14 protein-coding genes are annotated in these 16,046 nt (G+C 63.6%); 8 read left to right on the forward strand and 6 right to left on the reverse strand.

Annotated features, from left to right (window positions below; translation table 11 throughout):
• Positions 1–13 precede the first annotated feature (13 nt).
• Together zipA and ligA are read left to right on the forward strand one after the other, a co-directional pair.
• Positions 14–1,141, forward strand: coding sequence for a cell division protein ZipA (gene zipA, locus ACFWHB_RS05595; RefSeq protein WP_395949631.1), 1,128 nt, complete (start codon positions 14–16; stop codon positions 1,139–1,141).
• Between the two features lie 99 nt (positions 1,142–1,240).
• A complete protein-coding gene (gene ligA, locus ACFWHB_RS05600) occupies positions 1,241–3,247 on the forward strand; it encodes an NAD-dependent DNA ligase LigA (protein WP_395949632.1) in 2,007 nt (668 codons plus the stop codon).
• 59 nt (positions 3,248–3,306) lie between these two features.
• On the opposite strand, the gene ACFWHB_RS05605 is transcribed toward ligA, so the two are convergent.
• Positions 3,307–4,281, reverse strand: coding sequence for an ABC transporter substrate-binding protein (locus ACFWHB_RS05605; RefSeq protein WP_395950173.1), 975 nt, complete (start codon positions 4,279–4,281; stop codon positions 3,307–3,309).
• Positions 4,282–4,713: 432 nt separating this feature from the next.
• Here ACFWHB_RS05605 and nrdD point away from each other — a divergent pair, with 432 nt between their 5' ends.
• The 4 genes from nrdD to ACFWHB_RS05625 all read left to right on the forward strand — a co-directional run bounded on the left by nrdD (position 4,714) and on the right by ACFWHB_RS05625 (position 8,482).
• Positions 4,714–6,831, forward strand: a complete 2,118-nt coding sequence (nrdD, locus tag ACFWHB_RS05610) for an anaerobic ribonucleoside-triphosphate reductase (RefSeq protein WP_106886107.1) — start codon at positions 4,714–4,716, stop codon at positions 6,829–6,831.
• Between the two features lie 241 nt (positions 6,832–7,072).
• Positions 7,073–7,588: an anaerobic ribonucleoside-triphosphate reductase-activating protein gene (gene nrdG, locus ACFWHB_RS05615; RefSeq protein ID WP_395949633.1), complete on the forward strand. Its 516-nt coding sequence runs from the start codon at positions 7,073–7,075 to the stop codon at positions 7,586–7,588.
• A 162-nt stretch (positions 7,589–7,750) separates the two neighbouring features.
• Positions 7,751–7,921 (forward strand): YqaE/Pmp3 family membrane protein, encoded by a 171-nt coding sequence (locus tag ACFWHB_RS05620; RefSeq protein WP_025327864.1) that lies wholly within the window; start codon positions 7,751–7,753, stop codon positions 7,919–7,921.
• A 165-nt stretch (positions 7,922–8,086) separates the two neighbouring features.
• Entirely contained in the window at positions 8,087–8,482 is a 396-nt protein-coding gene (locus ACFWHB_RS05625) for an energy transducer TonB (RefSeq protein ID WP_303809189.1), read from the forward strand.
• Between the two features lie 62 nt (positions 8,483–8,544).
• On the opposite strand, the gene ACFWHB_RS05630 is transcribed toward ACFWHB_RS05625, so the two are convergent.
• The 5 genes from ACFWHB_RS05630 to slyA all read right to left on the reverse strand — a co-directional run bounded on the left by ACFWHB_RS05630 (position 8,545) and on the right by slyA (position 12,941).
• Positions 8,545–8,904, reverse strand: coding sequence for an MliC family protein (locus ACFWHB_RS05630; protein WP_163136555.1), 360 nt, complete (start codon positions 8,902–8,904; stop codon positions 8,545–8,547).
• Between the two features lie 109 nt (positions 8,905–9,013).
• Positions 9,014–9,886, reverse strand: coding sequence for a beta-1,6-N-acetylglucosaminyltransferase (locus ACFWHB_RS05635; RefSeq protein ID WP_395949634.1), 873 nt, complete (start codon positions 9,884–9,886; stop codon positions 9,014–9,016).
• Positions 9,887–10,371: 485 nt separating this feature from the next.
• A complete protein-coding gene (locus ACFWHB_RS05640) occupies positions 10,372–11,400 on the reverse strand; it encodes a DUF2955 domain-containing protein (protein WP_395949635.1) in 1,029 nt (342 codons plus the stop codon).
• Positions 11,401–11,410: 10 nt separating this feature from the next.
• Complete coding sequence (locus ACFWHB_RS05645) at positions 11,411–12,466, reverse strand: HlyD family secretion protein (RefSeq protein ID WP_395950174.1); 1,056 nt, start codon at positions 12,464–12,466, stop codon at positions 11,411–11,413.
• A gap of 1 nt (position 12,467) precedes the next feature.
• On the reverse strand, positions 12,468–12,941 hold the full coding sequence (gene slyA / locus ACFWHB_RS05650) for a transcriptional regulator SlyA (protein ID WP_395949636.1): 474 nt from the start codon (positions 12,939–12,941) through the stop codon (positions 12,468–12,470).
• A 218-nt stretch (positions 12,942–13,159) separates the two neighbouring features.
• On the opposite strand from slyA, the gene ACFWHB_RS05655 reads away from it, so the two are divergent.
• Entirely contained in the window at positions 13,160–14,470 is a 1,311-nt protein-coding gene (locus ACFWHB_RS05655; RefSeq protein ID WP_042649492.1) for a 2-hydroxycarboxylate transporter family protein, read from the forward strand.
• Between the two features lie 22 nt (positions 14,471–14,492).
• The gene (locus tag ACFWHB_RS05660; RefSeq protein ID WP_395949637.1) at positions 14,493–16,043 is read left to right on the forward strand and encodes an NAD-dependent malic enzyme; all 1,551 of its coding nucleotides are present in this window, start codon (positions 14,493–14,495) and stop codon (positions 16,041–16,043) included.
• The last annotated feature ends 3 nt before the right edge of the window (positions 16,044–16,046 follow it).

The raw sequence follows: 16,046 nt of genomic DNA on the forward strand, positions 1-16,046 counted from the left end.
AGAGAAGCAGCTAATGCAGGAATTGCGTTACATCTTGGTTGCCCTGGGCGGTATTGCCATCGCGGCATTGCTCATTCACGGGTTGTGGAGCAACAGAAAGAACCGTCAGGCACCGATCAAGGAAAAACCCCTGGGTCGGATGGAATCCAAGTCACGGGATCGTGACAGCGATGCGTTTGACAGCGATGGCATTGGCCAGGTGCGCGTGGTCAGCGGTGGCCGTCGTGCCGAGCCCAAGCTGCGCAGCGACGAGGCCCATCAACCGGAACCCCGCCGTGCCGCCACAGTGCCCGCCTTCGATGACGACGAGGATGACGAGCTGCCGCCGCCCGTGGTTCGCAAGCCAGCCCCTCGTTCGGTGACGCCGCCGCCCGTCTATGAAGAAGAAGACGAGTATGACGAGCCGAGCGCAGAGCCTGTCGAAGAGGTGCCTGCCGCGCCGGTACGCAAGCCTGCCCAGGTGATCCGCCGTACCCCGGTGCACCGCTCCCGCCCCCAGCGCGAACCCATGATGCAGCCACTGGACGACGAGCCGCTGGTGGAGCCGGCCTACGCCCAGGCGCCGACCTTCGGTGCCCGCGAGCCCGCGCCGCAGCAGCAAGCCCGCTATGCCCAGCCCGTGTCTGCGTATGAAGAGCCCGATTATGATGACGAGCCCGCCTACGAAGAGCCGGTCCAGGTGGCCGAGCCCGTCCAGGAGCTGCCGCCGGTCGAGAAGATCTGGCAGGACGTCTATGTCATCAACCTGATGGCCCGTCCTGGCCACGATCTGCAAGGGGCTACCCTGCTCTCCTCCCTGCTGGCGCTGGGCTTCAAGTTTGGCGAGATGGACATCTTCCACCGCCATGAAGATCTCAACGGCAAGGGTGAAGTGCTCTTCTCCATGATCAACATGGTCAAGCCGGGTACCTTCAATCCCTATCGTATGGAGCAGTTCAGCACCCCGGGTGTGTCCCTCTTCATGCAACTGCCCCTGCGCAGCAATGCGGCCTTTGCGTTCGAGCACATGTTGCAGGCGGCGGATCAGCTGGCGAGCGACCTCGATGCCATGCTGACCGATGCCTCGCGCAGCCCGCTCAGCGACGACGACATTGCCCGTTATCGCCATGAGCTGGCGGCCTACGAGGCCAGCCGCGACTGATGCGCCGTGGGGCCTCAGCAATGAAAAGTGCGGTACCCCGGTGCCGCATTTTCATTTCTGCCCCAGACTGATTGTTCCATCACACTTCGAGACTTCTTCATGAGCGACATCCTCTCCCGCCACCGTCAACTGTGTGAGCTGCTGACCGAATACGGTCATCAGTACTATGTGCTGGATAACCCCACTGTGCCGGACGCCGAATACGATCGCCTGATGCGCGAGCTAATTACGCTCGAGGCCGAGCACCCCGAGCTGAAAACCCCGACCTCCCCCAGCGTGCGGGTCGGCGGCCAGCCGCTCTCGGCCTTCAGCCAGGTGCGCCACGAGATCCCCATGCTGAGCCTGGACAACGTCTTCAGTGACGAAGAGCTGCAGGCCTTCGAGCAGCGCATGCGCGATCGCCTCAAGCGCGAGCTGAACTTCACCTTCTGCTGCGAGCCCAAGCTGGATGGTCTGGCGGTCAGCCTGCTCTATGTGGACGGCCAGCTGGTGCAGGCGGCCACCCGGGGGGATGGCACCACGGGGGAGGAGATCACCGAGAACGTGCGCACCATCAAGGCCATTCCGCTCGTCCTGCGGGGCTCGGGCTGGCCCGCCCGTTTCGAGGTGAGGGGGGAGGTCTTCATGCCCAAGGCCGGTTTCGAGGCGATGAATGCCAAGGCGCTGGCGGCAGGGGAGAAGGTGTTCGTCAACCCGCGCAACGCCGCCGCCGGCAGCCTGCGCCAGCTCGATTCCCGCATCACCGCCAGCCGTCCCCTGAGTTTCTACGCCTATGGCGTGGGCGTAGGCGGCGACGAGCTGGGGAACTCCCACTATCGTCGCCTCACTCAGCTCAACGCCTGGGGGCTGCCGCTCAGTCCCGAGGTGAAGCTCAAGGAGGGGGCTGCCGGCTGCCAGGCCTTCCACGACGATATCCTGGCCCGCCGCAGCGAGCTGCCCTACGAGATCGACGGCGTTGTCTACAAGGTCGACGATATAGCGCTGCAACAGGAGCTGGGCTTCGTGGCCCGGGCCCCGCGCTGGGCCACGGCCCACAAGTTCCCGGCAGAAGAGGAGATGACGGAGCTTGAGAACGTCGAGTTTCAGGTCGGCCGTACCGGCGCCGTGACCCCGGTGGCCAAGCTTAAACCGGTGTTTGTCGGCGGCGTCACCGTCTCCAATGCCACCCTGCACAATGCCGACGAGATTGAACGCCTCGGCGTCATGATCGGCGACACCGTGATAGTGCGCCGGGCGGGGGATGTGATCCCGCAGATAGTGGCCGTGGTAGAGGCCCAGCGCCCAAGCGACGCTCGGGAGATCCTCTTCCCCACCCAGTGCCCTGTGTGCGGCTCGGCGGTGGAGCGGCTGGAGGGGGAGGCGGTGACCCGCTGCTCCGGCGGCCTGTTTTGCGAGGCCCAGCGCAAGGAGGCGATCAAGCACTTCGCCGCCCGCCGCGCCATGGATGTGGACGGTCTGGGTGACAAGATAGTGGAGCAGTTGGTGGACAAGGGGCTGGTGAAGACACCGGCGGATCTGTTCAGTCTCAACGCCATCCAGCTGGCCGGTCTCGAGCGGATGGGGCAAAAATCTGCCCTCAATCTGGTGGCGGCCATCGACAAGGCCCGCAGCACCACCTTGCCCCGCTTCCTGTTTGCCTTGGGCATTCGCGAGGTGGGGGAGGCGACCGCCCTCAATCTCGCCAACCACTTCCTCACCCTGGATGCCCTGCGTGCCGCCTCGGTGGAGCAGCTGCTCGAAGTGGCCGACGTGGGCGACATAGTGGCCAAGCACGTCTACTACTTCCTGCGTCAGCCCCACAACATCGAAGTGCTGGAGGCCCTGCTGGCGGCCGGTATCCACTGGCCGGCCATCGAGAAGAAGGAGGCAAGCGATCAGCCCTTCGCCGGCAAGACCTTCGTGCTGACCGGTACCCTCACCACCCTGTCGCGCAACGATGCCAAGGCGGCGCTGCAGGCCCTGGGGGCCAAGGTGGCGGGCTCGGTGTCGGCCAAGACCGATGTGCTGGTGGCAGGGGAAGCCGCCGGCTCCAAGCTCGCCAAGGCGCAGGAGCTCGGCATCACAGTCTGGACCGAAGCCGAGTTGCAGGCGGCGATCCAGCCCTGAGTCGGCAGGCACACAATAAAACAGACCCGGCCATCTGGCCGGGTCTGTCGTTTTCGGGCTCAGTCGACATAGGTCACCCGCCCCTGCCATCTTGATGGCGCCTCAAGCTGCCAGCGTGCCAGCTCGCTCTTGCTGAACAGGTATTCGCCACGCTGGGCGGCGCGGGGCGAAAGAGCCTGTGGCGCCGTGCCCGCCAGTATGGCATTGGCCAGCTCGGCCGCCTTCTCCCCCTGGGTGTGGCCATCGAGCACCAGGCCGCCTATGGTGCGGTGCGGCCCCACCGCAAACTCCCAGAAACCGAACAGGGGCACAGGGCTGTTGGCGCTGGTCCAGGCCAGCACCTGCTGCTCGCTCACATGCAGCCCCTGCTCGTCCGTGAGGGTGTGATAGAGGCCGAGGAAGATAGCTTCATAGCCGTTCTGCCGACTGGCGAGCACCACCTCCTGCCAGCGCCGGTAGTCATCGATCTGCTGGTTGTTGACCCTGGTCTGGCCGACCCGCTGCTCGTCGGGGGTCGTGAACTCATCCTCGATGGCGGTGCGTGACACCTCGCTCGCATCGAACAGCACCAGCGCCTTGCCCAGCCCCCCCATCAGCTGGCTCATCTCGCTGATGTTGCGCTTGAGCAGAGGCCGCTCCAGCACGCCTGTGATCTGGGGATGACCGACCAGCCCCTTGGGGCGGGGATTCTCGTTCATGCCGAGAAACACCACAGGGGTGCCCAGGGCGGCGATGGGGCGGGCGAGGGCGTTGATGGCGTTGTCATCGCCGAGCACCACCAGGGCCGGCTTGCGCGCCTGATAGTCCGCCATTCCCTGGCTGACGAGCTGCTCCCGGGTCTGGTGAGGCTGACGCTTGGTATCCAGGTAGAAGTGGCTGATGTGGTGCTCGCCCTTGAGGTGCTTCTTCAGGCCGGCGCTGTAGCTCTGATCCCACAGATTGGCCTGATGGTAGCTGCTGATCACCAGGATCTCTGCGGCCATCAACTGGAGCGGGAAAAGGGCTAGCAGGAGCAACACCTTGGTCACGTTCATCTTCCATTGGCAGGACACTGCACCCATTATGTGCGTTCCGGCTCCTTGATGCCTTAGTCAATTGTTGTCAGATGGTGCCATTCTTTCTTGGCACCCCTCATCGGGCGCCAGCCCGCACCCCGTCTGGGATGCACGAAAATAGCCTCTTTTGGCGCTGGTTGTGAACTGCGCCACTCCTTCCAAAACCTGTCCTGGATCAAGAAACGGGCAATCGCTTTGGGGCCTAATAGCTACCACATATAGGGGTTAGCATAAAAAAAATACCCATATATAGTGTTATCAAGCTGTGCATAAGTCGTCTCTCTCTCAGCGTCAGCCCGGGCCTCTCACGCCTCGGCTGAATGCATGTGCGCCGGGGATAGGGTGTGGAGAAGGGGACTCAACAAGGGTGAGCCCAGGGTGGCTGCCAGGCCTTTAATGCGGGGAAAATCGATGAAACCGGTAGTGATCAAACGTGATGGATGTCGCGCACCATTCAATGGCCAGCTGATCGCCGAGGCAGTGAGCCGGGCGGCGGAAGCGGTCAATCAGGCCAATCCGGCGCTGGCCGAGCGTATCTCAAGCGCGGTCAGTCAGGAGCTGGAAGGGCGGGGTGAGGTGGATATCCACGAGATCCAGAACCGGGTCGAGAACCACCTGATGGCTTCCGACGACAAGGCCATCGCCCGTGCCTACATCGAATACCGTCACGACCGGGATCAGGCTCGCGAGGCCCGCGGCCGGCTGGCCCAGGAGATCCGTGGCCTGGTGGAGCAGACCAATGCGGCCCTGCTCAACGAGAACGCCAACAAGGACTCCAAGGTGATCCCGACCCAGCGCGACCTGCTGGCGGGCATAGTCGCCAAGCACTACGCCATCAGCCACATGCTGCCCCGCGAGGTGGTGCAGGCCCACGAGAGCGGCGATCTGCACTTCCACGATCTCGACTACTCCCCCTTCTTCCCCATGTTCAACTGCATGCTGATCGATCTGCAGGGGATGCTGACCCACGGCTTCAAGATGGGCAATGCGGAGATTGATACCCCCAAATCCATCAGCACGGCCACCGCCGTGACCGCCCAGATCATCGCCCAGGTGGCGAGCCACATCTATGGCGGCACCACCATCAACCGCATCGACGAGGTGCTGGCCCCCTATGTGACCATCAGCTGGCAGAAACACAGGGAAGTGGCCGAGGAGTGGGGTATTGCCGACGTGGACGCCTACGCCATGGCCCGCACCGAGAAGGAGTGCTACGACGCCTTCCAGTCCCTGGAGTACGAGGTCAACACCCTGCACACCGCCAACGGCCAGACCCCCTTCGTTACTTTCGGTTTCGGCCTGGGTGACAGCTGGGAGTCGCGGATGATCCAGGGGGCCATCCTCGGCAACCGCATCGCCGGCCTTGGCAAGAACAAGAAGACAGCCGTCTTCCCGAAACTGGTGTTCGCCATCAAGGATGGCCTCAACCACAAGCCGGGGGATCCCAACTACGACATCAAGCAGCTGGCGCTGGAGTGCGCCTCCAAGCGGATGTACCCGGACATCCTCAACCATGACCAGGTAGTGAAGGTGACCGGCTCCTTCAAGACCCCCATGGGCTGCCGCTCCTTCCTCGGCGCTTATGAGGAAAATGGCGAGCTCATTCATGAAGGGCGCAACAACATAGGGGTGGTGAGCCTCAACCTGCCGCGCATCGCCCTCAAATCCCGTGACGAGGCGGATTTCTGGGACAAGCTGGATGCGGCCCTGCGAGTGGCCAAGCAGGCACTGATGTATCGCATCGAGCGACTGGATGGCGTCAAGGCGCGGGTCGCCCCCATCCTCTACATGGAAGGGGCCTGCGGTGTGCGGCTGAAAGCGGACGACAACGTCAGCGAGATCTTTAAAAATGGCCGCGCTTCCATTTCCTTGGGCTATATCGGGGTGCACGAGACCATCAACGCCCTGTTCGGCACGCAGACTCATCTGTTCGATAGCGATGTGCTGCGGGAGAAGGCCATCGCCATCATAGCGCGCCTCAAGGCGGCCACCGACGAGTGGAAGGAGGAGACAGGCTACGGCTTCAGCCTCTACTCCACCCCGAGCGAGAACCTCTGCACCCGCTTCTGCCGCATCGACGCCAAGGAGTTCGGCGTGGTGGCAGGGGTGACCGACAAGGGTTACTACACCAACAGCTTCCACCTGGATGTGGAGAAGCAGGTGAACCCCTACGACAAGCTGGACTTCGAGGCGCCTTATCCGCCCATCGCCAGCGGCGGCTTCATCTGCTACGGCGAGTACCCCAACATCCAGCACAACCTGGAAGCGCTCGAAAACGTCTGGGACTACAGCTATGACAAGGTGCCCTACTATGGCACCAACACCCCCATAGACGAGTGCTACGACTGCGGCTTCACCGGCGAGTTCGAGTGCACCTCCAAGGGCTTCACCTGCCCGCGCTGCGGCAACCACGATCCGGCCAAGGTGTCGGTGACCCGCCGTGTCTGCGGCTACCTCGGCAGCCCGGATGCGCGCCCCTTCAATGCGGGCAAGCAGGAAGAAGTGAAGCGCCGGGTCAAGCATATGTGAGCCGAGCCCTCACCCTGGCCCTCTCCCAGAGGGAGAGGGAACCGATAGCTGAGCTGTGGGGGCCGAAGAGCGACAGTCATCTCTTGTTCTGATTGGCAAGCTGGTTTCCTCGGGACTATCCGCAATACGTCGCTCTGCACCCTTCTCCCGCTCACGTTGAAAAGAGTGGGAGAAGGGCTGGGGATGAGGGGGCTGAAAATCCATCATCACTTGCCTGCCAAACAGTGAACCGAGAGAAAAGATGCACTACCACCAATACTACCCGGTCGATGTGATCAATGGCCCCGGCACCCGGGCCACCCTGTTCGTGTCGGGCTGCGAGCACCAGTGCCCGGGCTGCTACAACCAGAGCACCTGGCGCCTCGATGGGGGCAAGCCGTTTGATGAGGCGATGAGCGATCGCATCATTGGCGATCTCAACGACACGCGCATCAAGCGGCGAGGTCTGTCGCTCTCGGGCGGCGATCCGCTTCACCCTGCCAATGTGCCCCAGGTGCTGGCGCTGGTGAAACGGGTGCGCGCCGAGTGTCCGGGCAAGGACATCTGGTGCTGGACCGGCTACCTGCTTGGCGAGCTCATCCCGGCCCAGCGCGAGCTGGTTTGCTTGCTGGATGTGCTGGTGGACGGCAAGTTCGAGCAGGGGCTGGCCGACCCCGGCCTGCTCTGGCGCGGCAGCAGCAACCAGATCATCCACGATCTCAACGCCTGGCGTGAGCAGGAGTACAAAAGCCGGATCCCCTGCCAGCTGCTGGCCTGATGATTGCGCTTCCTGGGTGCGCCGACCTCCGTCAGCTGAACCCTGGCTCAATCCCGGGTGAGAAAGGCGCGAAAGGTGTCCGCTGTGGTTTGCAGTTGTGGGCAAGGCTGTTTATGGTTAGCCCATCCGAATCACATGACATCTTTCATGAGGAACCATGAGATGAACAATCTGCTCAAGATCCTGCTGGCCATCTTCCTGCCGCCGGTCTGTGCCTTTATCCAGGTGGGCTTAAGCTTGCACTTCTTCATCAACATAGTGCTGACCCTGCTCGGCGGCCTGCCCGGCATGGTCCATGCGCTCTGGCTGGTGGTCAGCGACAAGCGCGCCTGAGTCATTCCCTTGCAGCAGAGGCCAACCTTAGGGTTGGCCTTTTTATTGCCTGCGAGACTCGCCCGCCAGATGGGGGATTCCTGAATGAGGCTGATTGGTTGACACTGCCCCCTGGCCAAGCCGACCGCTCAGGGAGCCGAGCGGTCACAGGACAAGGAGTGTTGAATGAACTTGAAGATAGTGCTGCTGGGGGCCGCCCTGATGCTGGGGGGCTGCGCCAGCCCCAGTCCCACCGTGAAGCTGAACCAGCCGCCACGGGAGGTCTCCGAGGAGGATCTGTGTCTCTACTGGGTGCAGGAAGGGGAGATGACGCAATTCAACCTGCCCCTCAAACGGCCTATGAAGGCGCCGGTTGAGGGGTTTGTGGATATTCGCTACCTCATCGACTCCAACGGCAATCTGTTCAGCCCCGAGATACTGGCGGCGGAGCCGGCTGGGGTGCTGGAGCTGGCCGCCCTGACGGCACTGTCAAAGATGCGCTATCGGGTCGCCGAGCAGAATCCGGAGGCTATCCCCGTCCAGGTGGTGCAGCGCTTCCGGCTCAAGGGGACGCCCCAATGACAAAGACCCCGGCCAAGGCCGGGGTCTTTGTCATTGTGCGGGGGAGCTGTGGCTGTCGGAGCTTATTGCTCCTTGCAGTCGTTGTAGCGGCTCTGCCACTCCCCGGCTTCATCGCGCATCTCCATGAAGCCTTCCTTCCCCTTGTTCCACCAGACCACCTCGTGATCGTCGGTGTAGCGGGCCCCGGAGGCGGAGACCGCCTGGGGCAGGGTGTAGTCCTTGCCATCGGGCAGGGAGAGCTTGACGAAGTTCAGGCTCTCGTCCGACAGGGAGAAGTAGCGCACCTGCACCTTCTGGTTCTGCTCGCACAGATAGGTGACAGGATCGCCCCCCGTGACCCCCAGCTTGCCGGCCCCCAGATCGCAGCCGCTCAGCAGGGTCAGGGTACCCAGACCCAGTAGTGCCAAATTGGCCTGTTTCATGTTGTCTCCTTAATCGGCGTCATATGGCATTGAGCCTAACAGTTTGGGCCAGCGTCGCAATCTTGATGAGTGCTGGCCGCGTCGGTAAGTGTCCGGATGCATCTATGAGTCAGGCCGGTACGGGCTGGCGGATGTCCGGTGTGGCGAGGGGGCACATCATGGCGCGCTCCAGTATATCCAGGATGTCGCTGTCTATGGTCTCGTCAAACTTGCGGGCGAACAGGTGCTCGCTTTGCTGCAGGGCGTCAGCGTCATCCACCGTGTAGTCGCGCGGGCGCAGCTTGATGTCACCCATGGGGATCCAGTCGATGGCGCGCTTGTCATCGTTGACTATCTGGCCCTGATAGCTGGTGTTCATGATCACCGTCTGGAAGAAGCCCTCGTCGGCGATCAGGGTGTGGCGGTAGAAGGCCTTGAAGCGATCGACCTCGGGGCTATGGCTGACGAACTCGCAGAAGGCCCGGCTCAGTATCATCCACTGGTTGCCAATATAGGGGGTCACATTGTCCAGATAGGGGCGGGTCTTCACCGGCTCGCACAGCAGCTCCTGGGCGGTCTCGGTCACATAGTGATCGATGCGGTGCAGGGTGTCGGGTCTGTGCTGGCGCTGATCCGCGATCTTGAGGAAATCCTTGCCCCTGTGATCGCGCAGGAAGTCGTGAATATCGCGCTGGGAGCGTAGCGGGAAGTCCTGGGCGCTCAGGTTGATGAAGAACTCCCACTCCTGGTTCTGCTCCAGCAACGCCGCTATGCCGCGCAGCTCCGCATCCACCAGGCTGTAACCGCCCCAGAGCGCATTCTTGCTGGGCAGCATGGCGGCGTTGGGGTAATCGGTCAGAAAGTCGGCTATCTCCTGCTGCAGCTCGGGGCCAGAGCGCTTGTCCACGTGGATCAGGTAGTGGTTGCTGTGGTGGTAAATCGCCTTGAACAGGCGCTTGAACTGATCGGGATAGCGATGAACCAGAATGAGGTAGGCAATCATGTCTATGTGTCCTGTGTGGGCGGCAGGGCGGCGCCAACCAGAACACAGCCTCAGGCCGCAGGCTTGATGCCGGTTCTCGTGGTCTGGCCGCTGTCGCAGAAAACGGATGGATGCAGATAACAACAGTGAGAGCCGGCTGCGACAGGGAGGGATGCGCCTTATGGCATCGGGTCGATACAGCGGGTCTGGCGACATCAGGTTGAGGGTGAGAGGTGGGCAAGGGCTGCCCTGGCTGGCGACTCTTTTGCATGACAAGCCTGTCATCAGGTGCAGAGCGCAATCGGCCGGTGAGTGAGGGGCCACAGTAGCACGGTTCCGGCCAGGTTCGGCATTTATCGCCTGTGCTGCCAAATCCTCACTCAATGGAGCCAAGATCAGCTCTCCATATTCACCGCAGTCTCATAGGCCAGCACCTTTGCCACAAAAAAACGCCCCGCAGGGTTGCGGGGCGAAAGACAGCACATCCTTGGCCATTGGAAAGGGGATCAATAACCGAATCGGGTTGCCTCGAAACGGTTGAGCAGACGGTGGATCAGGTAGCAGGCCAGCAGGGTGGCGACGATGGCGAACAGGATGCTGCTGACCCGGTAGAGGGCGCTGAACACCAGATCGTTGCCCGGGGTCAGGTACTGGCCAAACAGAATGCCGAGGGTGGTGAGGGCGCCGAAGCCGACCCCGGAGCCGCTCGCCTCCTTCACGTGGGCATGGCTGAACAGCATGGCGCCGAGCCAGAGCAGGGGGGTCACCAGCAAGAGCAAACCGGACCAGTCATAGAGCACCAGCTGCCCCAGGATGCCGAAACTCACCCCCAGCAGGGTGCCCATGGCGCGCTTGCGGGCGTAGCTCAGGGCACCGTCCCAGTGCATGGGGAAGAGCACCAGCAGTGTGGTCGCCTGGGCGGACATGGAGTCGCGCAGATCGAACAGCTGGAATACCAGGAACGACAGGGTGGCGATGCTGGCACCGAGCAGGGCCTCGTGGCGCATCCGGTGGGGGGCCTTGGGAGAGGGTGCGGGGGCGGGCCGCGGCTCCACATCCGGGATCAGGGCCGTCATCAGGTAGGCGATGAGCACCGACAGTATGCTGGCCCAGAGGTTGCTGAAGATGAGATCGTTCAGATCTGTCCCGGGGTAGCTGGCAAAGTGCAGCATGATGCTGAGGCTGAGCACGCCGTTGGCGCCAAACAGGAAGAGGCTGCCCCGGGACATGGCGGCGAAGCGGTAGAGGAACAGCAGGAAGACGAGGGGGGTCATCAGCCCGGGATGGCCGCCGAACAAGCCGCCCAGCAGGCCGACCTCCAGTCCGCACATGGCGGCGGAGGCGATAAGCTGGCGGGCGGCGTGGCCGTTCATCACCGGGATCATGCCGAGCAGCAACACCGGGGTGACGGTGAAGAAGACCCCGTTGCTCCAGCCGAAGATCTTGCACAGTACAAACCCCAGGGTGCAGCCGAAGGCGATGCGCAGACACTGGCGCAGCTCGTTGGCGGTGAGGGGTCTGTGCCACAGGTTCATGGTCGTCATCTCAGTAGATGTAGTGCAGCAGGCTGAGCAGGCGGATCTGGCCGCGGGCAAAGAGCGCGCTCAGGGCGTTGTCTGGCAGCAGCTGGACGGTGGCGCGGGCCCCGGCCGGCAGATGGGCGGGCAACTGATCCAGGGTCAGGTGCAGGCGCAAGCGCTGGGCATCCCGCACCCAGCGATCGGACTCGATGGGGTTGGCCAAGAGGCCGTTGGCGTCGAACTGGCCGGCGCTGACCCCGGCGTCCAGGCTGGCGACCCGGGCCGGATAGAGGCGGCCTGGCTCGCCGTCGAAGGCGACCAGCGCGCGGCTCTGCGGGGTGATGTTACGCAGGCTCTTCTCGCGAAAATCGGCGATCACATCCACCTGCTCCGAGACCAGGGCCAGCAGGGGAGAGCCCGCCGTGGCCACGCTGCCCGGCTTGAGCTGCAGGTTGGTGATGATGCCATCCTGGCTCGCATGGACCTGGCTATAGGTGAGGTTGAGCTCTGCCTGGGCGAGACGGTTGCGCGCCTGGCGCAGCAGCAGGTTGTCATCACCGGCCAGGCCACGGTTGACGCGAGCCTGTTCCATGCGGGCCTGGCTGGCCAGCAGGTTGGCACGGGCGGTGCGGGCGGCGCTGTCCGCGTCATCTTTCTGCTGCTCAGAGACCATGTGACGGCGATAGAGGGTATCGATGCGCTCGGCCTCCCGCTGTTTCTGGGCGGTCTGGGTCTGCAGCGAGCTGAAGTCAGCGGCGGCGGCGTTCAGGGTCGCATCCAGCTGGCGATTCTGTTGCTCGGCCTGATCCAGGGCGAGTCTGGCCTGCTCGACCGCGAGTTCGAACGGCGCGGGATCCAGCACGAACAGCAGATCCCCCTGTTTGACATGCTGGTTGTTCACCACTGCGACCTCGACCACCTTGCCGCTGACCTGGGGCGCCATCCTGGTGACGACCCGGGTGGCCATGGCCTGGGGGGTGAGGGGCATCTTGATGTCGGCCAGCAGGAAGTAGCCGAACACCAGGATGAAGCAGGCCATGGCCCACTTGATCCAGCGTTTGAATTGTTGATCCGGGGTCATCTTATTCTCTCTCTTCATGCTGGGCACCGATCTTGCCGAGGGCATTGGCGGAGATGCGGTGCACTATCTCTTCAAACTGGGCCAGCTCCTGCTGGCTGATGCCGCTGAGCAGCTCCCGACGCACCCCTATGATGCGATCCTCGATCTGATCGAGCAGCGCCTTGCCGGCCGGGGTCAGGGTGACGATGCGGGCGCGCTTGTCCTGGCTGCAGCAGTGGCGCTCGATCAGCGCCAGCTCTTCCAGCTGACCCAGGGTGCGCATCAGGGAGGGCAGCTCTATCTCCAGCGCCTCGGCCAGGGTCTTCTGGCTGAGGTGGCCGCCGAGGCGGCTCAGCTTCCAGAGCGCGGTCCAGCGCGGATGGGTCAAACCCAAGGGGGCCAGCTCGATATCGGCCACGGTGCGCCACAACCGGTGCAGTCGCCCCAGCTGTTCGGCGAGGGAGAGCTCGCGCAACATCTCCAGATCCTTTTTCATGGCAGACACCTCATATACTTAGCCTGCTAAGCATTATATTTATTTCGCAGGCTAAGTAAAGCGTGATTCAGCTCACATTCAGTTTCGGGGGCAGGGGACGCGGGGAGGGCAATGGTGCTTAAGGTTTCAATGTTTTTATATGGCTTTGCAGGCCCGCTAACCGACAGCAGAGGAGGGGATACGTAGAGTGGCGCCACACCACAAGCTGGAGCATAACAATGAAAAACCTCTCTACCCCCGAAGTACAGATGAAGGGCGCCTGGAGCGACCAGCAGATCGCCGGCATGCCCATGATGATCTTCCTCGGGCTGGCCACCTGCGTCCTCTACGCCGGCTGGAACGGCTCCCTGCCGCTCGGCATGGTCGGCGCCCTGGCGCTGATGTTCGTGCTCGGCACCCTGCTGAGCGAGCTGGGCGAGCGGATCCCCCCCATACGGGAATACCTGGGGGGCGGCACCATACTCGCCATCTTCGGCGGCGCCGCGCTGTTCGAGTACCGGATTCTGCCGGTCGAGGCCGGTGAGGTGATCACCCGCTTCATGAAGGAGGGGGGCTTTCTCAACTTCTTCATCGCCAGCCTGGTGACCGGATCTGTGTTCGGCATGAGCGGCGCCCTGCTCAAAAACGCCGCCATGCGTTACCTGCCGGTGATCCTGGGGGGCGTGGCCCTGGCGCTGCTGAGCGTCGGCCTGGTCGGCTCCCTGATGGGGTACGGCTTCAAGAATGCGGTGCTGCTCATCGGCCTGCCCATCATGGGTGGCGGCATGGGCGCCGGCGCCGTGCCCCTGGTGGAGATCCTCTCCGGCCCCTTGCAGATGTCCAGCGCCGACCTGCTGTCGCGTATGGTGCCCGCCGTGGTGATCGCCAACACCCTGGCCATCCTGGTGGGCTCCCTGCTGGCGCGCCTCGGTCGTCGTTACCCCTCCCTGACCGGCAACGGCAAGCTGATGGTCAAGGAAAACAGCCAGAGCGTCGCCGACGAGCAGGCCGAGGCACCGACCCTGCAGAGCCTGGGTCTCGGCCTCTTCATCAGCTCCAGCATGTTCGTGCTGGGATCCTTGCTCGGCAACTTCATCCCCATGCACCCCTTCGCCCTGATGATACTGGCGGTGGCCTTTATCAAGGTGAGTGGTGTATTGCCCCGTCGTTATGAACAGGCGGCCGCCGACTGGTATCAATTCGTGGTGAGCAACCTCACCCCCTCCCTGCTGGTGGGCATAGGGGTGGCCTACACCAGCATCCCCGAGCTCATCGGCGCCTTCTCGGTCAACTACTTCATCATGGTGCTGACCACTGTGGTCGGTGGCGCCCTGGGGGCGGCCCTGGTGGGGCGCATGATAGGTTTTTATCCCATAGAGGCGGCCATCACCGGCGGCCTGTGCATGGCCAACATGGGGGGCACCGGCGATGTGGCCGTGCTGTCGGCAGCCCAGCGCATGAAGCTGATGCCCTTCGCCCAGATCTCCTCGCGTCTCGGCGGGGCCGTGATGCTGATCCTGGCCACCGCCCTCATCTCTCTGCTCGCCTGACGACCGGATACAGGAAAACGACATGAACGACATCATGATGGGCACCAGCCTGCCCTATGCCGAACGCAAGCGTCAGGGGCTGATGGGGCGCATGCCCCACAAGGAGGAGTCCCTCTCCCAGCAGCGCCGCCGCATCTACCGCCTGGTCTCGGCCATGCAGAGCCCCTTCGATCAGCACCTGCTGCTGCGCCAGTTGCAGGAGGACAACCCTGTGCTGTTTTACGATCTGGTGCGCCACCACCTGCCCGAGCTGCTGCCCATCATCTACACCCCAGTGGTGGGGGAGGCCTGCCAGCGCCACAGCGATCTCTACCTGCGCAGCCACGGTCTCTACCTCTCCTGGCACGACAGGGACGAGTTGGACGCCATCTTCGCTGCGGTGGAGCAGGAGGTGGACGTCATCGTCATCTCCGACGGGGAGCGGGTGCTGGGACTCGGGGATCTCGGCATCGGTGGCATGGGGATCTGCATCGGCAAGCTGGCGCTCTACAGCGCCGCCGGTGGCATCAACCCGGCCCGCACCCTGCCCCTGTGCGTGGATGTGGGCACCAACAACCCAGCGCTGCTGGAGGATGACTCCTACCTCGGCTGGCAGGCCCCGCGCATCGACGGCGAGACCTACTACCACTTCATGGACAAGGTAGTGGCGGCCATCCATAAACGCTGGCCCCAGGTGGTGCTGCAGTTCGAGGACTTTGCCGGCAAGCATGCCGCCAACCTCCTGGCCCGCTACCGGAACGAGCTCTGCATGTTCAACGACGACATCCAGGGCACGGCGGCGGTCGCCTCCGCCTGCGTGCTGGCGGGGTTGCAACAGGCGGGAAGTACCCTTGCCGACACGCCGGTGCTCATCGTCGGCGCGGGCTCGGCGGGCTGCGGCATCGCCGCCATGCTGGCCCGGCTGGCGGGCAGCCCAGAACGGGTGCAGTTGTTCGATCAGGACGGCCTGGTCTGCCTGGACAGGGCCAACCTGACCCCCTCCCAGCAGCCCTTCGCCCGCCCGGCAGAGGAGGCCTGCGGCTCCCTGCCCGAGCTCATCGCCCGGCTGCGCCCCGGGGTGCTGATCGGGGTGAGCGGCCAGGGCGGCCTCTTCACCGAGCAGGTGCTTGGCGCCATGGGGGAGGCGTGCGAGCGCCCCGTGATACTGCCGCTCTCCAACCCGACCCGCAGCGCCGAGGCGACCCCGGAGCAGGTGTGGTGGACGACCGAGGGGCGTGCCCTGCTCGCCACCGGCAGCCCCTTCGCCCCGGTCGAGGTGGCGGGGGAGATGCGGGTGGTCTCCCAGTGCAACAACGTCTATGTCTTCCCGGGCATTGGCCTGGGGGCCTGCGCGGTCAAGGCGCGGCGCATCAGCGATGGCATGCTGCTGGCCGCGGTGCGGGCTGTGGGTGCCTATCCGCTGGTGACGGGTCGGCTGCTGCCCCCTATCGAACAGGTGGGAGAGGTGGCCCGCGCGGTTGCCAGGGCCGTGGCCCTGACCGCCCGCGAGGAGGGGTTGGCGGATTTTGACGGTGATCCCGCGCCGCTCATTGACCAGACCTGGTGGCGCCCGCACTATTGGTCCGCCTCCTGAGCT

The organism is Aeromonas mytilicola subsp. aquatica, from assembly GCF_044336385.1.
Lineage (GTDB): Bacteria > Pseudomonadota > Gammaproteobacteria > Enterobacterales > Aeromonadaceae > Aeromonas > Aeromonas rivipollensis.